Here is a 19,230-nt window from a genome sequence, read left to right on the forward strand (position 1 = left end):
CTCACCGGCGTTGATCGATCGCATCGAGAACGAGATCCACGAAGCAGATGTCATTCTTTCACCGTCAACAATCGTCACTAATCAGCTGCGTGACGTCCGATCCAACGCCGAAGTCGTTCAAACACCGTACGGTGTTGATTTCGATCGTTTTGGCCCCACTTTGGATGCCGCATTCAAGCCAAACTCAGTTCCTAGGATCGTCTACGTCGGTCAGATTAGCCGACGCAAAGGAGTCCCGTTCGTCATACGAGCAGCCCGTGGCCTTCGGTGCGAACTGGAGCTTATAGGCCCAATTGTGGATGACACGTTGCTTCTAAACGTGCCAGAGAATGTGCACTACCTGGGTGTTCTTCCACATAGCTCCCTAACTGACAGACTCGCGAGGGCGGATGCATTCGTCTATCCCAGCATCGAGGACAACTTCGGCCTGGCCCTGATAGAAGCCTCAGCTACTGGTCTCCCGACTATCACCACATCCGCGGTAGGCGCCGCTGAACTTCTCGGCCCTGATGATGCGCGAATAGTTCAACCCGGGAATGTGGACGAGCTACGCGCATGCCTGATGGATGTGTCGGCGCTTGCTCAAGACGCTCGCCTTGCCCGCGCCGTGCGGCTACGCGAGGAGACCTCGCGTGTGACGTCATGGAGCGTCTACGCACGTGCCGTGGTCGCGGAGTTGAACAGGGCCTACTTCTCCCGACTGCAGCAAGGGACGGCGGATGAACAACCTGAACGGTAACGCGGATTTCGATCAAGAAGGACGCCCTCTCCCACCTCAGATTACACAGGTGGTTGTTTGTCCAGGCTACCTTGGACACAGACTCCTATACGCTCGGCTCGTACTCCAAGAAGTGCTGGATCGGTCTCGCACTCCTCACCTTATCGTTAGGAGCGGTACATTGGCGTCGCCTGAATTTGAACTGCACCTGGGTTCAATGGCTGGACGCATTAGAGTCACCGAGTTGGTAGATTTCTCCGTGGCCAACATCCGAACGGAGGTTCCACGTGACGCGGCCGTGCCTACCGTGTTTGTAGAGGCCGATACCTGGCTAGTACCGCTCATATTGAGGACGCCGAGATGGCCAGGAAGAACTAGTCTGGTCATTATGCGCTCTGGAGCGACATCACCGGGGTGGCGCGGAATGGGCATATTCATGGCTAAACGGCTCGCACGACTTGCTGCGCGAAATTTGACAGATCATAGACCTTATGAGTTGACCAGTCAGTCCGATACACCGCTGAACAAGTGGGAGATACGCGATCCGGTCGAATTTGAGGCGGATCACAGTCTGACGGAAGCGTATAGGCACCAATGGTCCCTGCAAGCGCCGGGCGCGAAGTACTGGGTTGGTGTACTTGGAGCGATTGGCGGCAGAAAGAACGTTGACGTCGTCGCGTCGGCGATTAGCGGTCTGGGTGACGAGTTTGGTTTAGTAGTTGCCGGGGTCGCCGAGCGTGAAGAGAGTGAGGTGCAAACGTGGCTACGCCCTCTTTCGAATACTGGTCTGAGTGTCCGCGAGGCGCGACTGCTATCCGATGTCGAGCTCGACTCGATGCTGCTCGCCCTCGACGCAATCGTCCTGGCGCACTCGAATGAGGGACCGAGTGGAATCTTCGCAAAGGCGGTGGCCGCCGGGGTACCCGTCGTGACCGCCGGCGCCGAAAGCCTTCGCTCAGACTCCAGCCGCTTTCCGGATTTGGCCGAGCACGTTTCGTTGGACCCGATGTCGATCGGCGACGGTATATCACGAGCCGTCAGGAGAAAACCACGCGGACGCGGGACGCCGAGAGGGGCCGAACAATTCGCAGGCAAACTGGTGCAACCGTGAGATCGCCTCAGGCAACGTCACGCAGAGACGCAAATAGCTTAGACAGGTTGCTGACCGGCCGGTCAGACCGCGAGGGCGGAGGTGATGCTTGGCTCTTCTGCGTGCTTGTGATCATTCTTGTGATGATCATACTCACGGCACAGACACCAGAGGTGTTATCAAGCGTCTACGCACGGTCAGGCATACTCGTGGCCTGTGGATTTCTCGCATCGGGTCTAATCATTGCACGCCTCATTGGGCCGCCCATTCATGCCTTATCCCCAATTGCCGTCGTGGCGTACTGCCAGGCATTGCTATTTGTAGCGCGACCGCTATATCAGTACTATTACGCGAACAGTCTGAATGTGTTCACGTTCGCTGCGTACGGCCCCGAATATCTACAAAGTTCATTTGTTTCTGGCTTTGGATTCTGCGCGATGTGTGTGGGATTTGCCTGCGCCCTGCGTGGAAGTCCCTCAACTCTTCCGATTTTCCACGTACAGAAGATGGCGAATAACGAGTGGGTACCACTCAAACGCGCGCTGATTTTTGTTACGGTTTGTGGATACGCTCTATATTCTGTCTACGTAGTACAGACCGGAATTGGCAACTACGTCACTGGTGTCACCTCGGGGCGCTCGGCCATGTCGCGGAGCGCCACCGTGGCAGCATCTGGTTACTTCACCTCCGGTCTTCAGTTTTCCATCGGCGCGCTCATTCTTCTCATGTTAGGTTTCCGACTAAGAGGAGATCGTCGAGCTAGCTACATTTGCATGGCAGTGCTGTGCATCTCGCTCTATCCCGACATTGCTGGAGGCAACAGGTCAGTTTTCATTCCGGTGGCCCTGGCCGTGGTTCTGGTCATGCTCACCACAAATCCAAAAGTGCTGTCGCCTCACCGTGTTGTCGTGTGGGTACCATCACTCTTCATCTTTGGTATAGTCGCTCCCCGAATATGGCGTGATCAACTGGCGGAGGGCGGCTCCCTAACCACGTCTATCGCCAGCGCATTGGACCCGTCGAACGCATTGGAAGGCTTCGTCGGAGGGCTTGATACAGCGATGGTCGATGCGTTTGAGGTTCAGATACACGCTCAGAGCAGCGGTGTGTTGGACTACCAGATGGGCTGGACATATCTCGGCGCAATCGGGTCAGTCATCCCCCGCGACGTGTGGAAGGCGAAGCCAGAGTCCGTTGACCAAGTTCTCAACGCAGTGCTATTCCCCGCGCTGGACGCGCAAGGAATTGGGTTCTCGTTTGGATTCTATAGCGAGCCGTACTTCAACTTCGGATATTTTGGTATCGTGGTTCTTCCGGGCCTTTTCGGGGCTTTGCTCGGCCTCCTCACTCGCAGAGCTTGGTCTTCCAGCACCCTCGTCTCCACGTACATTCTGATAATGACGACCGCCTACATATTCCCGATAATGAGAGGCAGTATATCCTTCGACGCACAGCGACTAATGATCGCCGCGCTCCCGGCGTTGATTGCCGTCGGATGGGTTCGATGGCGTCAACAGGCTGCGTCTCAGCGATTCCAACTCAGGCGCGCAGCGCCTACCCGCAGAAAATGATGAACGCGAAGAGGAAAATATGGGTCCTCAGTTCCGGTTCCCATCCGGAGCCCGTACAGGCAGCTGTCGGTTTGTCCCGCCGAGGCCACGACGTTCGATTCCTCACCTCTTCACTGTGGCCCCACGATCACATCCTGATGAGATCAGCGCATGCGACGTCGTCTCGCCGCCTCTCCCGAGAACTCCTACGGCGACGTCTGCCTGCCACGCTGCCGCGTCACGCAATCCAGCGCCTTGCATCTACGCACGAGGTCGCGGCGTTTATCGGTTCGCGTGTCGCCCCGCGACACTCTGAGATTCTCATCGATCGGCGGACCAAAGCATTTCGAACGCAAGCTGCTCGTGCGTTTCGGGCGACGAGAACGGACGCGCCCGGGGTCGTCATTTCGCAGTACACATCCGCCCTAGAAGTCTTCCGCGAGTCTGCACGCGCGAAGAAGGTACTTCTTTACCCGATCGCGCACCATCGTTGGATGGAAACCTACCTTCACGAGGAAGCAAGAAGGAACGCAGAATGGGCTCCGTTCCTTCAGGGACACGATATTGTCGGACATGATGCAATGCGTTTGGACGAGGAGATCTTCCTGGCCGACGCCATTATTGTCCCGAGCAGCTTCGCGAAAGAAACCTTCATCTCCGCCGGAGTCGCGTCAGAGAAGCTCCGTGTGGTCGCGTTGGGCACGGACGTCCGAGAGCAGCCTGAATCCGCTGGCAGTCACGATTCGTTTCGGATCTTATTTGCAGGCCAGGTTAACCAGCGGAAGGGGATAGGTTACCTGCTCGACGCCGTCGCCTCGGCCGATATCCCAGGTGCGGAGCTTTGGATCGCAGGACCCGCTAGCGATCAGATCCGAACCAAGATTCTCCAGAGGCATGACAATGTACGATTCCTCGGGTCCATGCCTCGGAGCGCGCTGAAGGAGGTGATGGCATCCTGCTCGGTGATGGTGATGCCGAGCCTAGCGGAGGGGTTTGGACTTGTCGCGATCGAGGCTATGTCCGCGGGCACGCCGGCAATCGTCACTCCTCACACCTTTGCAACGGATATCATCACGGATGGCATCGACGGATGGATTACGCCTGCTGCACAGTCAGATCTACTCGCGCAGCTTCTCGTCAAGATCAGTCGTGATCAGGACAATCTCAGGCGTGTCTCGCGAATGGCACTCAGGACAGCCGCTGATCATACATGGGATCATTACCAAGAATTGTTCTCGCTGTCACTCGAGGACATTATCTCCACGTAATACAGGAAGCAATGAGTCGCGCAGAAATTGAAGCGATTTAGATTTCCCAACGCTCAACCTCTCCTCCACGGTCTGCCAATCGATTGGCTCACGCAGCCGATCAAGCGTGCATTCCTGCACACTCACGGAACGCCTCTCTAGCCCCATGAATGCAAGCGCGCTTGCAAAACGTTCAGCACCTCTAGACTGGTTGGGTATCACAAGGAATGGCTTGCGCATGATTATCGCAAATAGACATCCATGGTAGGAGTCAGTCAGAACATACTCAGCGGACGAGATTCCAGCCAGCCATTCCCCGACTGTCCGTCGACGAGCACGACGTGATTCCGACCACATGAGGTTTGAGGTAGTTGAGCCAGCCGAGAGTGCAATGGCACGCACGGCCTCTAGAACATCGGCATGAGAGTCAAGGATATAGGCAGCGATCCCTGACGGAGACTTGCCCGCAGAGCGTACGCCGCTCTCTGCTATATTCAGGTAGTCGGAGCCAGACAAGAGAAGCGTGGGGTCAAGCACATGAACAGACGGAGCACCCCACAGCTGTTTTGTTAGCGCAACACCGGAAGCTTCTCGAACAGAGATAGCGTCGAACTTTGCAGCAAGCGCCGCGGTCCTCTCTTGGGCGTCGACGTCGAGTGTGACTGATGCATTTCCAAACGAAACGGCGTACGCCACGCGAACGGGCCGCGGGTCCTTGCCAAGAAAACCGAGAAGGAACCAGTCGAGGTCCACGTAGTCCGGACGCCAGACCTGGTCACTACCAACTATATACGCCGAGTACCGTGCGGTGGCATTTGCTGGAATTTTACCTTGCGACCGGCGCAGGTGAGCCAATCTGAGATTCTGCCGCGAGAACTTGGTCACACGCCGATCCCCGGCGTGTCCAGCAAGTCGCCCGAAAGGCTCTGGGCTCAAATGCTCGGCTGCAATCGAGCCAAGACTGCCTAGAACGGCCGATCGCCATTGCCGCAGCAGCTCACGTAGCCCGCCACCCTCTTCAATAATCCGCACGTCCAACCCGAGGTCCGAAACGACCCTTTGTAAGGCCCACGCCTGCAGAATGCCGCCGTAGTTTGGATTCCGGCTGGGGGGAAACGTCAAGATCGCAACGCGTCTCCGTCCACTTTTCTTCATGTCACTCCCGTTCACGCTTGTACGAGAGTCTTGGATACTCTCGAGTCAGCTCACAGTCGGCCGCAGCTCGAATCGCCGCGAGGGCACTGTCCTCGTCTTCAAAGCCAAAGAACCCGGAGGCGTCATCAAGCAGCTCACGAAGACTCTCATGGCCGACGATAGGGCGCTGAGCGGCAACCGCTTCGACCACTTTGTTCGGTACACCACTCTGTAGTTCGTTCGGCACAAGAATCGCCGTGCGGCCCTCGTATATCGACGCCAGTTCAGGCGCGAATCCGTGCAGAACTGCGCCCTTAACCTCGCCCAAAATATCGACGTTCTGACCGTAAACGTGGAGGAGCATCTCCGGTCTCTCCAAGTGGAATCTCATCCACGCCTTGAGCACGACTCGCAGGCCCCGCGCCGTATGCTCCGAACGATAGTCTCCGCTTATTGCGAATCTTTCAATTTGTCCAATGGAGGAGTTCGCGAGAATTAGGATGTCCCGGGGAGCCGTAGGACCCACAACCGCAACCTTGCATCCAAAATCGAATCCGGCGTCTGCCGCAGCATCACGCTCCGATATATAGCTGATATGCATACGACGCGGAGCCATCTTGAGTGAACTGGACATCTTGCGAACCGTCTGCTGCAGCCCAATGTGGCCCGACAGAGCCGTTCCCAGAAGATTTATACTGTCGCACACGTCCACAATGACCCTGAGGCCAAGCAGTGCGAAAATTACACCCGCTCGAGCCATCGTAGGTTGCAAGAGTGCAACAAAAAATATCTGCACCTCGTCCGGCCGGCTATGGCGCTCCCACAGAAGTCGATGAAATTGCCGGGCGAACTCGGCGAGCGTCACAGTCTTCACCGAACGACCGGTCGCCTCACAGTGATCGACAAGGTGCTCCACCCTACGGCGAATACCATTAGGTAGACTCCTCGCGTCACGTCTGACGACGATGATGCACCGACTCGGACCGCCACCCATTCTTCCACCTGATCCACGTAGCAACTCTGTCCTCACCATACTGCCGCGAGCTCCACGCGAACGCGAATCGTAACAACCGCTTCATGCGCTGTTGAGAAACCTAGGTTAGGTTGTAGGTGTGATGACCGACGTTGTTAGGCGCGGTGCGCGCGGTGGCGGAACCATAGTTGCGAACCAGGTCATCAAACTCCTAGTGCAGACCGTAGGCGTCGTTGTTCTGGCGAGGCTCCTGAATCCCCTTGATTACGGGATCATCGCGATGGTAGCGGTCGTGCTGGCACTGGCAGACCAGTTCCGGGACTTCGGAATGTCAACTGCGGCTCTGCAAGCAAAAGATCTTTCGCAACAGCAAGCATCAAATGTCTTCTGGATTAGTAGCGGTCTTGGCCTAATCGCCGCCATTATCGTTAGTTTGATGACACCGCTGCTTGTCGCGTTCTATTCAGAGCCACGTCTATTCGCAGTGGTTCCGGCAATGGCGATAGGTCTCCTCCTGGGAGGGATGCAGACGCAGCTTCAAGTCCAACTTGCGCGCCGTATGAGGTTCACCGCCCTCGCGGTGACTGATGTAATCGCGATGACCATAGCGCTCGTGGGGGCGATACTAGCCGCGACTATTGGGCTGGGGTACTGGGCACTTGTCATTCAGAGTATTGGCAGCGGCGTTGCGTTGCTCGCGCTGCGTCTTGCAGTGACTCGATGGCGCCCATCAATTCCGCGCCGTCGGAGCGGGTCTCGCAAGCTGGTCGCCGCCGGGACCGACTTTGGCATGGCCCAATTCTTGGCGTTTGCTGCAAATAATGCCGATACAATGGCGATCGGATCGGTATGGGGGGCCACGCCGCTAGGCTACTACAATAGAGCCTTCCAGCTTTATCTACTTCCGCGTTCAATCCTCGATCCCTTGACAAGCGTCGTCGTCCCCACCTTCAATGCATTGATCGCAGAGGGCTCCTCTTTGGGTTCCCTCCTGTTGAGACTACAGTTTGTCATCGGAATTCCATTGACCTGGGTCTACCTGATGCTTGCGGCAACGGCTCCTTGGCTCATCTCGACGGTACTCGGATCGCAATGGTCTCCAGCTGTAGGGATGGTACAAGTTCTCGCGGTGGCCGGTTGGTTTGCCCCATTCGGGATCACCAGCTATTGGTCTTTCATCCTCCACGACCAGAGTCGCCAACTCCTATATCAGAACCTGATAACGAAGCCGTTCACGGTGGTGCTCATTGTGCTCAGCGTCCCCTATGGCCCACTGGCTGTAGCAGGCGCCTATGCGCTCAGTCTCGCAGTTTCTTGGCCGGTTAATCTCGTCTGGCTCGCCCGTACGGCCCACCAGGACTCTTCGAAATTTCTCGGCCATGGACTGATCATGCTGTTTGCAGCGGGCGCGGCGTTCTCTGCGGTGGGTGCAGCCTTCCATTACCTCGACCAGCTTGGTCCCTTTGCAGCTATCTCCCTTAGTGCAGGCGGAGCCAGCGTTATATTTTTCAGCATCGCGATGGCGTTCCCCCAAGCTAGATCACAGCTGAGAGATGGAATCTGGTTGGCTCGATCCGCGCTCCGTTCTCGCGCCCGGGGTTGACCATGCAACGAAGCTCTTGGGCGAGGTTTCGAATGAACGCCGTACGGACGGCTGTCGCGATCACAGTAGGCACTATTCTGGCTTCGATCGCAGCCGTGGCATTATACGGATTCCCCCCGAAGGACAACATTGATACACCCGATGTCATCATGGTTCTGGGCCCACCCACACCCAACCGAATGAAGATGGAAATGAAGCTCAGGGATGATTACCCTTCCGCAGATTCACTAATATCAGTCTCCGCCCCAGGAGGAGACTTCGCCGCGGAAGATCTCAATGGGCGCTGCCAGGATAGCGGTGTCACGTGTTTGACACCGGAACCGTTTACCACCAAGGGGGAGACCGCACTCCTTCGAAACTTCTTGAAGGACCGGACCGAGGCGAAAGTTGTAGTCATCACCTTCACTCCGCATGTCGCGCGCACACGGTATATATTTGCCAAGTGCCTTGAAACTCCCGTCACTGTTGTTGGGGTGGACGAAGACATGTCCGTCAGTGAGTGGATACATCAGGTTTCGTATCAATCCGCCGCGTTTGTTAAGGCATGGTGGACGGGTTGCCCTTGACTCATCCCGATCGCATAATTGCTTTCGATTATCCGCGAGCGATGGTTTAGGCACCCTCTGCCGTGCAACAGCCGTATCGGTCATCGGCCTGCTCACGCGACCCGTGTGAGACAGAGTTGCCGCGGCCTGCGAAGCGAACGGAATGACCTTGCGCAGATGAACCGGTCGATTCGATCCCTCCGATGCTGCCGGGCCGCAGGATCGGTCGTAGAACTGTCTGCATAGAAGCGCGAGCGTACGATACCTGTCGAACGTCGAGCCCTATCCTCGCCGCGGCACGAAGCGTCTCACCCTACTTAACTCAGCCTTAATACAGCGAACGATACGTCGTCCGAGCGAATACTCAATCTTGTGGTATCGAGCGATCTGCGCTTGCATTCCGGCGGTGTAGCGTGAGATATCATCGGCACTTCTCGCTTCGTCATAAAGCTCGAAACTTAATTCGCTCATTCGCCGCCGCTGCCGAATGAGGGCGCGTCGACGTTTTCCCACAACGCTCGCGTCGGGCGTGACCCGCTTCCGAGGCACAGATAGGCCGGCGGCCCGATCATCAGCGAGTCGTACCGCAAGCCCCAACCGCCGATGCCTCACATTCCCGGCCTGCGACAGAGCCGCTTCTTCCACAGTTAGATCCATAGTCTCTAGCTCGCCCCGAGCGACACCATCTCTAATCAGGCCGTTAATCTCAACGTTGCGCGAAACCACAACATTTGTCCCGCGCCATTCATCTTGAAATTGCGGAAGCCAGGCGTCACCGAGGACAACATCTGCAGTTTCCGCAAATATATCGTCGCAAAAGTTGCAGGCGTTGGGCTGAAAGGCGCCGTGCCCCCAATTTCCGCCGACCAGAGACATTGTCCAAGATTTACGTCGAAGCCCGCTCGTACTCGTAACTTCCGTGTCATAGTCTCCAACGGGTCTATTGGCATTCTTAACACGAAAATCTATAGATTTGAAGCTCGCCGGAGGAACTCCCAACTGCCAGGCGAGCGACTCAGCAAAAAGCTGGCTCTTTAGATGCCCACATACGAGACCGATGAAAAACTTCAGACGATGGTTCAGGACCGGGTCTTGGAGCATAAGTAGGCGCGTGGCTTTGATAAAGCACGGAACACCAATGAGCGCAAACGTTTGGTCAGTCGAGCGAACGAGGTCCAGCACCTCTCGCATGGAGGTTGCGTAGTACATGGACTTACGGTTCTCGGCGACTGCGTCGATGTCGGAGATCCTGTACTCGAACTTCTCAACGTTGGGCTCTTGGGCCGCACCAACGTGAATGATTCGGTCGACCATATGCAGCCGGAGCAGTTCGCCTGCGATCCATGAGGTCATTCCACCGGAACTTGAACCGAGGAGGTAATCTTCGGATGCAACGCGGGCGGCGGTGACGTACGAGTATGAACCGACGACCTCGTGCCATAGATCGTCGTTCTGCCCATGAGGAGCCCCGAGCTCGGATTCATTCGGCGCGTCGTCAGAGAATGGACACACAGCACTACCCAGGCGTCGGTCGGGTGCGGACACTCCGGTCAGATCGGCCTCATACAGCCGAGTCCGCGAGAGTTGCAACGATATCCGCCCGCCGGTGGCAGTCGAACACACCCCGCACCCAATGCACATACCTCGATCGACCACATCCTCGATAGTGTGTGACATATCAATCTTTCCCCTACCAGCCAATGGATCGCCGCTACACGCGTGCCGCGAGTTGACAGAAGTTCGATCAATGAGTGATCTGCGACGGCGATGCGGGTTCTTAGACTCAAGCATAGGCCCCGCCGACCTATTGTCCCGATACGTCGAAGACTGCGACACGGTCGGACTCAGCGGTGGTCAACCCACCCGGCGCTCTGTCTGTGTACTACCGACCGCCGAGCGCCAACTTGAATCACTGCTTCGGCCCCTTCAAACGGCAGCCAACGTCCTGATTCACGCGGAAGCCCGGTTGGCGAGGGGGTACGCCTCCCGCAGCCGGTCGTCGCGCAGTTGATTCCCACCGTGAGATCGTGCGATAAGACCTAGCCAACAGGAGTCAGGCGAGTAGCGTCCCGACAACAAGTACCAGGACGTACACGCCATTATAAAAGACATGGATCAGAATCGCGCCCCAGATTCGCCCGGTCATGATCACGAGCGCGGCACAGACAGCCGCTAGTGCGAACAAAGTAAAAGCATCCGCGGACGCTAGCTGATCAAAGGCCGCGTGCAATAGGATGAATCCACCTGCAGATGCCAGTATCGACGTCAGGCTTGCACCAACTATGCCAACCCTGGATCGAACGGCCTCGAATACGGTAACTACGATCACGCCTCGAAAGAAGATTTCCTCGATCGTCGGCCCCACCATACCTGCAGCCGGAAGTATGAACCACCAATTCACGAGCAACGATCCGTCGATGGCGAACAAATTCGGGAACGGTTGCGTCCAACCAGCGGCAGAAACCCACTGCAACGAGCGTAAGAGCAGGCTAAAGCCAAGCGCCCAGATAACGTCGACCGCGCGAAATCTCATGAGTCCCACCGGGTTCACTCGCACGAAGAAATACATGATCGGGAGAACGAGCCCCACCCACACTGCCAACGAACTCGCTATCGGCGCGTCGGGGACAAGGCGGGATAGCGCCGCACCCGCCACGATGCCTACCCCAAAACCGAGGAAGGCGGCGGCGAGAACACGGGTACTTGATCCGGGCAACCTCCTTCCGCGGTCTCGCCAGTCAGCTTGGCGTTTCCCCCGGCTCGCACGCTGACGTCGTTCGTGTGGAGGTGGCAGTGCAGTGCGATTGGATGTCACGGGCACCTCGACGGCCTCACGATCTTGACTGGCATGCGGACAAGCTGGGGCACTGCGATGTCAACTGTCGGCTGCGCAGGACTCACCATGGTGCTCGAGGACTGTACCGAACACTTATCTCGTCGGCTAGATCAGTTACGATCCCACGGCGTGGGGAGGGCTCGTCGCTCGTTCTTGTCTTTCCCGCACGAGCACCGGATCTCGACCGCCGACACTGCTTGCGATCTCCTCTCGTGGCGGTCTCGGGTGGTGCAAAACGAGACGATCAGGGACGACGAAGGGTAGCTGCTGCTGCTCAACAAAGCGCAACAGCTCGACGATCTACCGCGGGACCTGTTCGTCTTGCACAGATCGTTCTCACTACCGGTGCCGGTTCGAAACAGTCTGTGTGTCAGACTTAGCGGGATTTTGCGGTCGACCCCGATGGTCGGCCCACCTTCGAGAGGGAACATGGAGTTCAGCGACTACATCCGAATCCTCCGCAGGAACTGGTTGGTAGCGGTCACGTTAGTCGTGGTTGGGATCGCTGCTGCCGCTGCCTACACAGCGACACGCGTACCGACCTACGAATCATCAAGCACCGTTTTTGTGTCCACGCAAGGTGGGAGCACGACGGCTGAGTTACAGCAGGGCTCAAGCTTCACTCAGGCTCGTATCAATACCTACGTGGGCCTGGTTGACACGCCCGCCGTGCTGGCCCCGGTGATTGAGGACCTTGGGCTGCCTGAGTCCGCTTACGCGTTAGCAGGAAAGGTGGCGGCGTCGGCCGAACTCAACTCCACGCTCATCACAATCTCTGTCACCGACACCGACCCTATCCTTGCGGCGGATGTCGCGAACGCCGTCGCAGAGAGCCTCTCTATAGCAGTGCCACGACTTGAGCCTGAGGCCGCTGACGGCTCAAGTCCTGTTCGTCTGACGCGCGTGCGGGATGCCCAACCAGCATCGAAGGCGTCAAGCCCGAACGTCTCGCTAAATCTTCTGCTGGGAGGACTTGCTGGCCTTGTACTCGGCGTTGCAGTAGGCGTGATCCGCACTCGGCTTGACAGCCGTGTGCGGACATCTCGCGAGGCGGAACTGATCACCGATGCGCCCGGTATCGGAGCCATCGCGTACGACGAGAAGGCAAAGGAACGCCCTCTGATCGTCCACGTCGATCCGTCCAGCCCGCGCACGGAGTCGTTTCGCGCCCTACGCACAAACCTGCAATTCCTGGATATGGGTGGCCGAGCGAGTTTCGTAATCACTAGCTCTATCCCTGCAGAAGGAAAGTCCACGACTACAATCAACCTCGCGGTGGCTCTTGCCGATGCAGGCAAGCGCGTCGCATTGATCGACACCGACCTGCGGAAACCGAAGGTTGCCGAGTACCTTGGCATTGAGGGCAGCGCAGGACTCACAGACGTCCTGATCGGCCGCGCCAACATCGCCGACGTCATGCTGCCATGGGGCGGGCGCAGCCTTTGGGTGTTGCCTGCTGGGAAAGTTCCCCCTAACCCCAGCGAGCTACTCGGATCTGAACAGATGAACGCGTTGCTTGCCACGCTCGAGAGTCAGTTCGATGTGCTTCTCTGCGACGCCCCCCCGCTACTCCCCGTAACCGACGCTGCGATCCTTGCGCGCGCTACTAGTGGCGCCATCATGATTGTCTGCGCTGGCCGCACGACACGTCACCAGCTGGCTCTCGCGACAGAGGCCCTCAGCACTGTGGACGCAAAGCTGGCGGGCTTCGTGATGTCCATGGTGCCCACACGTGGGCCCGATTCCTACCACACGTCCTACGGATACGGGTACGGATACGGATACGGATACGGCGTCGAGGCGGACGGGAGCAAGTCTAAGGGTCGGAAGTCTGGCCGACGCGGAAAGAACACGAAACGCGAAGGAGCATCTTCACACGAGAAGGCGGACAGTCGCTCTCGGCGCGAATCGCGCGAGAGAAGGGGAAGGTCCTGACTACCACTTGAACCGGGCCTAGCATTTAGAAAGTCGCACAATTGACCAGATACGCGCAGCGCTCGTCAGCGCAGTTCGCCGGTCGAGTTACCGCGTGGTGCTTCGGTTTTACCCTGCTGCTGGTCGCCTTCGTGATTTTTTGGGTTGGCATTCGCGGCGCGTTCGCCTATGAGCACATGTCGCGAATTCAAGGCAAGGCTGCCAACCTGGCCGGAGATGTAGCAGACGGGGCGCCGGCTCTCGATCAGCTAGCTTCGGATGCTTCCGAGGCACACAGATTGACCTCTGATCCGATATGGAAGATCGCCGAGCTGACGCCGTGGATTGGTCAGCAACTTGCCGCATTTGCGACCGTCTCCAGCTCCGCCAATCAGCTGCTTGGACGCGGTCTCCTGCCGCTAGCGGTAGCAGCCAAGAACACCTCGATCGGGTCGCTGAAGCCCATTGACGGACAGATCGACGTCCATGCCTTGTCGGATATTTCTGAACCGGCGCAGGAAGCCGCGCGCAACGCGCGCGAAGCGGCAGATGCAGCGCAAGATATCGACAGAACGCCGCTCCTGGGGGTGGTCAACGCAGCGGTGGAACAAGCGACCGACGCGTTCAGCAAGTCGGCGGAAGCCCTCGATGCACTCTCTCGCACATCCATACTTCTGCCGAGTATGCTCGGCCAGGACAGGCAGCGGGCTTACCTGGTCCTCGTGCAGAACAATGCGGAATGGCGGTCACTGGGGGGAATCACAGGTAGCACCGTTCTCCTCACTACTCACGAAGGCGCAATCTCGCTGACCCGCAGCGACTCAGCGACGTCCCTATCGCACGCGCTCCAGGGACAGCTCGTGGATCTCCCACCGGCTGCGAAGGAGCTTTACAGCACCAAACCGGCTCGTTACTTCCATAATTTGACCCAGATCCCCGACTTCGCCATCGACGGCAACTTGGCCCGGGAGATGTACCAAAAGTCGACAGGCATTGCTGTCGATGGCGTGATCGCGGTGGATCCAGTCGCACTGTCGTACCTCCTGGAAGCCACCGGGCCAGTGGAGGTGCCCGGAGGAACAACGTTGACCTCTAGCAACGCCGCCGAGGTGCTCATGAATGATGTTTATCTGCAGTTCACGGATCCCGGCGAACAGGACGCGTTCTTCGAGCGAACCACGGGAGCAATATTTCAGGCACTACTCACCGGCCGCGGTTCAGTGGGTGCCCTGGTTGCGGCCCTGAGCCGCGCAGCCGACGAACACCGTGTCTACGTATGGAGCGCGGATCCATCGGAGCAGGCGGTCCTGGCGGGCACGACGCTCGCTGGGGCGTTGCCTGTAAGTGACACTCGGACCGCGCGGTTCGGCGTTTTTCTCAACGACGGCACGGGTTCGAAGATGAGCTACTACGTGAAACCAGAGGTGGAGTTGAGTTGGGATTCTTGCCAGCGAACCGGCGAGCCCACTTCTCAGCAACTCGCCCTACGAGTGAGTCTCGCGAACGCGGCGCCGGCGGACGCGGACAGGCGCCTTCCCTGGTACATCACGGGCGGCGGCGTGTACGGCGTCGCCCCGGGTACAGCGCGCGTTATTGGGAACCTTTACCTTCCAAAGGGATATGACCTCGTATCAGCAACCGCCTCGGATGGGGCAACGTTCGAAGTAGATGAGTTCGACGGGTATTCCGTGCTGACCTACGGACAAGATCTAGCCCCTCAGAGCTCGGCGGACGTCACCGTCGTGGTAAAAGGACTGTCGACTGCCGTCGATGCTGAGGCTTTTGTTACTCCGACTGTGGACAGTGCTCTTGCTCCCGTCATAGCCACATCCTGCGAGACGCGCTCGGACCCCCTGGGCGGGAGCCTCCGCTAACCCGAGCAGGGACAGCTTTGCTCCCACGTGCGTGTGGACGTGAGACGAGTGTTTACGCAATGGAAACCGACTCAGTTTGCAACCCAGCAGACACCTAGGGAATACTCAGATTGTCTCTCAGCACGTAAACCCGCTTCATTCTCGTCCCGATCTGAGCAGCAAACGGATACCAGGAACGAGCGGACCCACCACAGTACCGGTTGCCCGGATTGAAAGCAGGCAGTCATGAAGCACAAGCTCACCAAGGCGGCAGCCTCGGCGACGATCGCGGGCACGCTGCTATTCGCTGCCCCGGCCATCGCGCAGGCCTACGTCCCGACCAGCCCCGACACCGTCACCGTCACCGTCACGGGTGATGGTCCCGTTCCGATCGACGGCTTCACGCCAGGCGCAAGCGTGACGTTTACGCTAGTGGGCCGCGGCGTTACGGGAGCCAACATCGCTACGGCCAACCTCCCCGTCACCTCGGCATCGGTCACCAAGACCGCCGACTCCTCGGGTGTGGCGACCGCGGTCGTCACACTGCCCGCCAGCCCGAGCGGCTCCTACACGCTGTCCGCCACAGGACCGCGCGCTGCCGCAGCCGGCGGCGGCACGGGCACCGGAAGCAGCACCGGCGGCACCGCCCTTGCCACCACTGGTGTCGACGGCCAGTCGATGTTGGGCATCTGGATCGGCGGCGGCGCGCTCGTCGCTGCCGGCGCCACCGTCGCCGTCGCGGCCAAGGTGCGTCGCAACCGTGGCGAGGCCAACTCCTAACGCATCACCCCAGAAGAGAGCGTCGTCGGTTACGGCCGGCGGCGCTCTCTTCGTTGCGGCGCGCGTAGACGTCAGGTGCAGCATCGGACGCGCCTGGCATCCATAAGAGAGCACTCCCCCGCACGTCAACCCGAATGCGTCCCACCGCCGAGAACGATTCACTGGTCGCATGGCCGAGTCCCCCACCCCGACCCCATGAACGACAACGCACTCACTCCCCCGGGCATGTCGCCCTCAACGCCGCCACGCCACACTGCCCCGGCCGAAGAGCGCTGTTGCGCATCCAGGAACACTATGACGCTGCGATGACCGACGTCGAGATGGCCCGGATCCCCGCGGGCAGCGTCCTTCGTGGCGACCAGCGCGGCGCGGACCGGCGCGAGATCACCGTCCAAGGATTCGACCTCGGCGTCTATCCCGTGACGGAGGAGCAGATGGCCGAGATCCTCGGCATCACCGCGCAGAATCCCCGACGACCCGCGGTTCAGGTCAGCTGGCTGCGCGCCGTGCGGTTCTGCAACGCCCTCTCGGAATGGGAGGGGCTCGACCCCGTCTACGCGTACGACGGCGAGCACGTCGACTGGGACATCGAGGCCGACGGCTTCCGGCTCCCGACTGAGGACGAATGGGAGTACGCGTGCCGGGCCGGCTCTACGGGGTCGACCTACGGCCCGATCCCGGAGATCGCGTGGACCGCCGCCGACGGTCTGAGGGGACCGGTCGAGGTCGGCGGACGCCTGCCCAATCTGCACGGCCTGTTCGACACGCTCGGAAACGTCTCGCAGTGGTGCTGGGACCTCTTCGCCCCCGAGACCAGCGACGCCCGGGTCTTCCGCGGCGGCGGGTGGAGCGATGCTCGAGCGGCCGTCCGCGCGTCGGCGCGCCGCGGCGCGAACCCCCGTGCCGCCTTCGACGACGTCGGCCTACGCGTGGCGCGCACCTCCCCCGACCGGCAGCGCTGACGCGGCGACACCCGCCCCTGAAGAGATCGTGATGGTCGTCACCCGGCAGTGGACGTACGTTTCGGCCATGGCGACGACGTGCGGTCGGTCACGCCCCCGGCCGTGTAGCACGGAACGAAACGCCGGCTGGCCCGGTGGACACCCCGGTTGCGCCCTGGGTATAGTCGGGCCACATAGCTAGTTAAACTAGCAAAAAGGAGGAACGGTGAGCGAGACCGAGTATGTCGTCCTCCTGGACGACTGGGGCAACGAGATCGGCACCGCGCCCAAGTCCAGCGTCCACGGCACGGATACCGCGTTGCACCTCGCTTTCTCCTGCCATGTCGTCAACGCGGACGGCCAGGTCCTCGTGACTCGACGTGCGCTCGAGAAGAAGACCTGGCCCGGAGTCTGGACGAATTCGTTCTGCGGCCATCCCTCTCCCGCCGAACCGGTCCTGCAGGCTGTCCACCGGCGCGCCGCGTTCGAGGTCGGACTCACGATCCGCGACGTCGAGCTCGCCCTCCCCCTCTTCCGCTACCGGGCCGTCGACTCCAGCGGCATCGTCGAGCACGAGATCTGCCCCGTGTACGTCGCCCGCACCGATGAGGAGCCGCGGCTGAACCCCGCCGAAGTGGCCGAATCGCGGTGGGTGGATCCGGCGGATCTCGCCGCGGCGCTGGAGTCGACCCCGTGGGCATTCAGCCCATGGCTCGTTCTCCAAGCCCAACAGCTTCACCTGTTCTCGCGCTCACCGGCCATCCGGGCGGCCTCATGATCGCCCTCTCGACCACCCCCACGGCGCGGGCCGCGATCGACGACGCGATCGAGGTGGTCGTCGCACGCCTCGCCCGACGCCTGCGCGGGCACGGCGAAGGCGCCCGGGCCCTGGCATCCGCCGTCGCCCGCTCCACCGAGGGAGGCAAACGGTTCCGCCCGCTGCTCGTCGTCGCCGCGTTCGACACGCTGCGCGGCAAGGACGCAGATCGTGACGCGCTCTACCAGGTCGCCGCCGCGTTCGAGCTGCTGCACACCGCTTTCGTCGTGCACGACGACGTCATCGACCATGACATCGAACGCCGCGGCGTGGCGAACGTGGGCGGGGAGTTCCGCGCCCGCGGCCGCGAGCGCGGGGCGGATGACAGCGGCGCAGCGCTCCTCGGAGACGCGGCCGGAATCCTCGCCGGCGACCTCCTGCTGCACGAGGCCGGGCGTCTCGTCGCCCTCGCCGACCTGCCGACGCCTGTCCGCGGCGAACTGCTGCGGCTCGTCGAGGACGCCGTCCTCGTCTCGGCCGCGGGCGAGCTCGCGGACGTCGAGAACGCGGTGTCGGCCCACGAGGTCGACGCCGAGACGATCCTGCGCACCACGCACGACAAGACGGCCGTGTACTCGTTCTCGGCCCCCCTGGAGGCGGGCGCGGTGCTCGCCGGGGCGGACCGACCCGCACGCGCCGCGCTCGAGCGCTTCGGTCAGCGGCTCGGACTGGCCTACCAGCTCGTCGACGACCTCATCGGCGCCTTCGGCTCGTCCGAGGTGTCGGGCAAGGACGAGGGCTGCGACCTCCGCGAGGCGAAGAAGACGCACCTCATCGTCCTCGCGCGCGAGACGGAGGCGTGGCCGGAGGTCAGCGAGGCGCTGGCACAGGCGCACACCGGTCCCGTCGCCATCCGCGCCGCACAGCGTGCGCTGAGCGACTCAGGGGCACGAGCACGGCTCGAAGATCTCGTCCGGGAGACGCTCGAGGAGGCACGCGCGATCGTGACGGCATCCACCCTGCCCGAGGACTGCCGCACGATGCTGCACGATCTGGTCTACGCCGTGCAGGGACGCGTGCCGTGAGCGCACAGGCCACGGGTCTCGCGCTGTACTCGCGAACGGCCGAGGACGCCGCCGCCGCCGTCATCAACAGATACTCGACCTCGTTCGCGCTGGCGTGCCGGCTGCTGGGTCCGCGACCGCGACCGCACGTACGGAACATCTACGCCCTCGTGCGCGTGGCCGACGAGATCGTCGACGGGCCCGCGCACGACGCCGGTCTCTCCC

Annotated in this window: 16 protein-coding genes; 12 read left to right on the forward strand and 4 right to left on the reverse strand. The window is 60.2% G+C overall.

Going from position 1 to position 19,230, the window contains the following annotated elements; genetic code table 11:
• The 4 genes from ACIQ17_RS18365 to ACIQ17_RS18380 form a co-directional block, all read left to right on the forward strand.
• The coding region (locus ACIQ17_RS18365) for a glycosyltransferase family 4 protein (protein WP_398470500.1) at positions 1–739 on the forward strand (739 nt) is incomplete at its 5' end.
• Positions 740–1,142: 403 nt separating this feature from the next.
• Complete coding sequence (locus tag ACIQ17_RS18370) at positions 1,143–1,829, forward strand: hypothetical protein (RefSeq protein WP_398470501.1); 687 nt, start codon at positions 1,143–1,145, stop codon at positions 1,827–1,829.
• 101 nt (positions 1,830–1,930) lie between these two features.
• Positions 1,931–3,379 carry a hypothetical protein gene (locus tag ACIQ17_RS18375; protein ID WP_398470502.1) on the forward strand — a complete coding sequence of 483 codons (1,449 nt, stop codon included), beginning with the start codon at positions 1,931–1,933 and terminating at the stop codon, positions 3,377–3,379.
• Positions 3,380–3,939: 560 nt separating this feature from the next.
• Complete coding sequence (locus tag ACIQ17_RS18380) at positions 3,940–4,626, forward strand: glycosyltransferase family 4 protein (protein WP_398470503.1); 687 nt, start codon at positions 3,940–3,942, stop codon at positions 4,624–4,626.
• Here ACIQ17_RS18380 and ACIQ17_RS18385 read toward each other — a convergent pair.
• Complete coding sequence (locus ACIQ17_RS18385) at positions 4,600–5,760, reverse strand: polysaccharide pyruvyl transferase family protein (protein ID WP_398470504.1); 1,161 nt, start codon at positions 5,758–5,760, stop codon at positions 4,600–4,602. The two genes, ACIQ17_RS18380 and ACIQ17_RS18385, sit on opposite strands and share 27 nt — an antisense overlap.
• Before the next feature lies 1 nt (position 5,761).
• On the reverse strand, positions 5,762–6,604 hold the full coding sequence (locus ACIQ17_RS18390) for a glycosyltransferase (RefSeq protein ID WP_398470505.1): 843 nt from the start codon (positions 6,602–6,604) through the stop codon (positions 5,762–5,764).
• A gap of 250 nt (positions 6,605–6,854) precedes the next feature.
• On the opposite strand from ACIQ17_RS18390, the gene ACIQ17_RS18395 reads away from it, so the two are divergent.
• The gene (locus ACIQ17_RS18395) at positions 6,855–8,315 is read left to right on the forward strand and encodes a lipopolysaccharide biosynthesis protein (RefSeq protein ID WP_398470506.1); all 1,461 of its coding nucleotides are present in this window, start codon (positions 6,855–6,857) and stop codon (positions 8,313–8,315) included.
• Positions 8,316–9,142: 827 nt separating this feature from the next.
• Here ACIQ17_RS18395 and ACIQ17_RS18400 read toward each other — a convergent pair.
• Both ACIQ17_RS18400 and ACIQ17_RS18405 read right to left on the reverse strand, forming a co-directional pair.
• Positions 9,143–10,651: a Coenzyme F420 hydrogenase/dehydrogenase, beta subunit C-terminal domain gene (locus ACIQ17_RS18400; RefSeq protein ID WP_398470507.1), complete on the reverse strand. Its 1,509-nt coding sequence runs from the start codon at positions 10,649–10,651 to the stop codon at positions 9,143–9,145.
• A gap of 262 nt (positions 10,652–10,913) precedes the next feature.
• Complete coding sequence (locus ACIQ17_RS18405; RefSeq protein WP_398470508.1) at positions 10,914–11,576, reverse strand: type II CAAX prenyl endopeptidase Rce1 family protein; 663 nt, start codon at positions 11,574–11,576, stop codon at positions 10,914–10,916.
• Positions 11,577–12,125: 549 nt separating this feature from the next.
• On the opposite strand from ACIQ17_RS18405, the gene ACIQ17_RS18410 reads away from it, so the two are divergent.
• The 7 genes from ACIQ17_RS18410 to ACIQ17_RS18440 form a co-directional block, all read left to right on the forward strand.
• Positions 12,126–13,631, forward strand: a complete 1,506-nt coding sequence (locus ACIQ17_RS18410) for a polysaccharide biosynthesis tyrosine autokinase (protein ID WP_398470509.1) — start codon at positions 12,126–12,128, stop codon at positions 13,629–13,631.
• Positions 13,632–13,672: 41 nt separating this feature from the next.
• Positions 13,673–15,484 carry a DUF4012 domain-containing protein gene (locus tag ACIQ17_RS18415; RefSeq protein WP_398470510.1) on the forward strand — a complete coding sequence of 604 codons (1,812 nt, stop codon included), beginning with the start codon at positions 13,673–13,675 and terminating at the stop codon, positions 15,482–15,484.
• A gap of 225 nt (positions 15,485–15,709) precedes the next feature.
• The gene (locus tag ACIQ17_RS18420) at positions 15,710–16,243 is read left to right on the forward strand and encodes a hypothetical protein (RefSeq protein ID WP_398470511.1); all 534 of its coding nucleotides are present in this window, start codon (positions 15,710–15,712) and stop codon (positions 16,241–16,243) included.
• 305 nt (positions 16,244–16,548) lie between these two features.
• A complete protein-coding gene (locus ACIQ17_RS18425; protein ID WP_398470512.1) occupies positions 16,549–17,205 on the forward strand; it encodes a formylglycine-generating enzyme family protein in 657 nt (218 codons plus the stop codon).
• Positions 17,206–17,410: 205 nt separating this feature from the next.
• The gene (idi, locus tag ACIQ17_RS18430) at positions 17,411–17,962 is read left to right on the forward strand and encodes an isopentenyl-diphosphate Delta-isomerase (protein WP_228163426.1); all 552 of its coding nucleotides are present in this window, start codon (positions 17,411–17,413) and stop codon (positions 17,960–17,962) included.
• Positions 17,959–19,026, forward strand: coding sequence for a polyprenyl synthetase family protein (locus ACIQ17_RS18435; protein ID WP_398470513.1), 1,068 nt, complete (start codon positions 17,959–17,961; stop codon positions 19,024–19,026). Before idi ends, ACIQ17_RS18435 begins: the two co-directional genes overlap by 4 nt.
• On the forward strand, positions 19,023–19,230 hold a 208-nt coding region (locus tag ACIQ17_RS18440), incomplete at its 3' end, for a squalene/phytoene synthase family protein (protein ID WP_398470514.1). The genes ACIQ17_RS18435 and ACIQ17_RS18440, both read left to right, overlap by 4 nt.

Origin of the sequence: Tardiphaga sp. (assembly GCF_044340795.1) — a bacterium.
Taxonomy (GTDB): domain Bacteria; phylum Pseudomonadota; class Alphaproteobacteria; order Rhizobiales; family Xanthobacteraceae; genus Tardiphaga.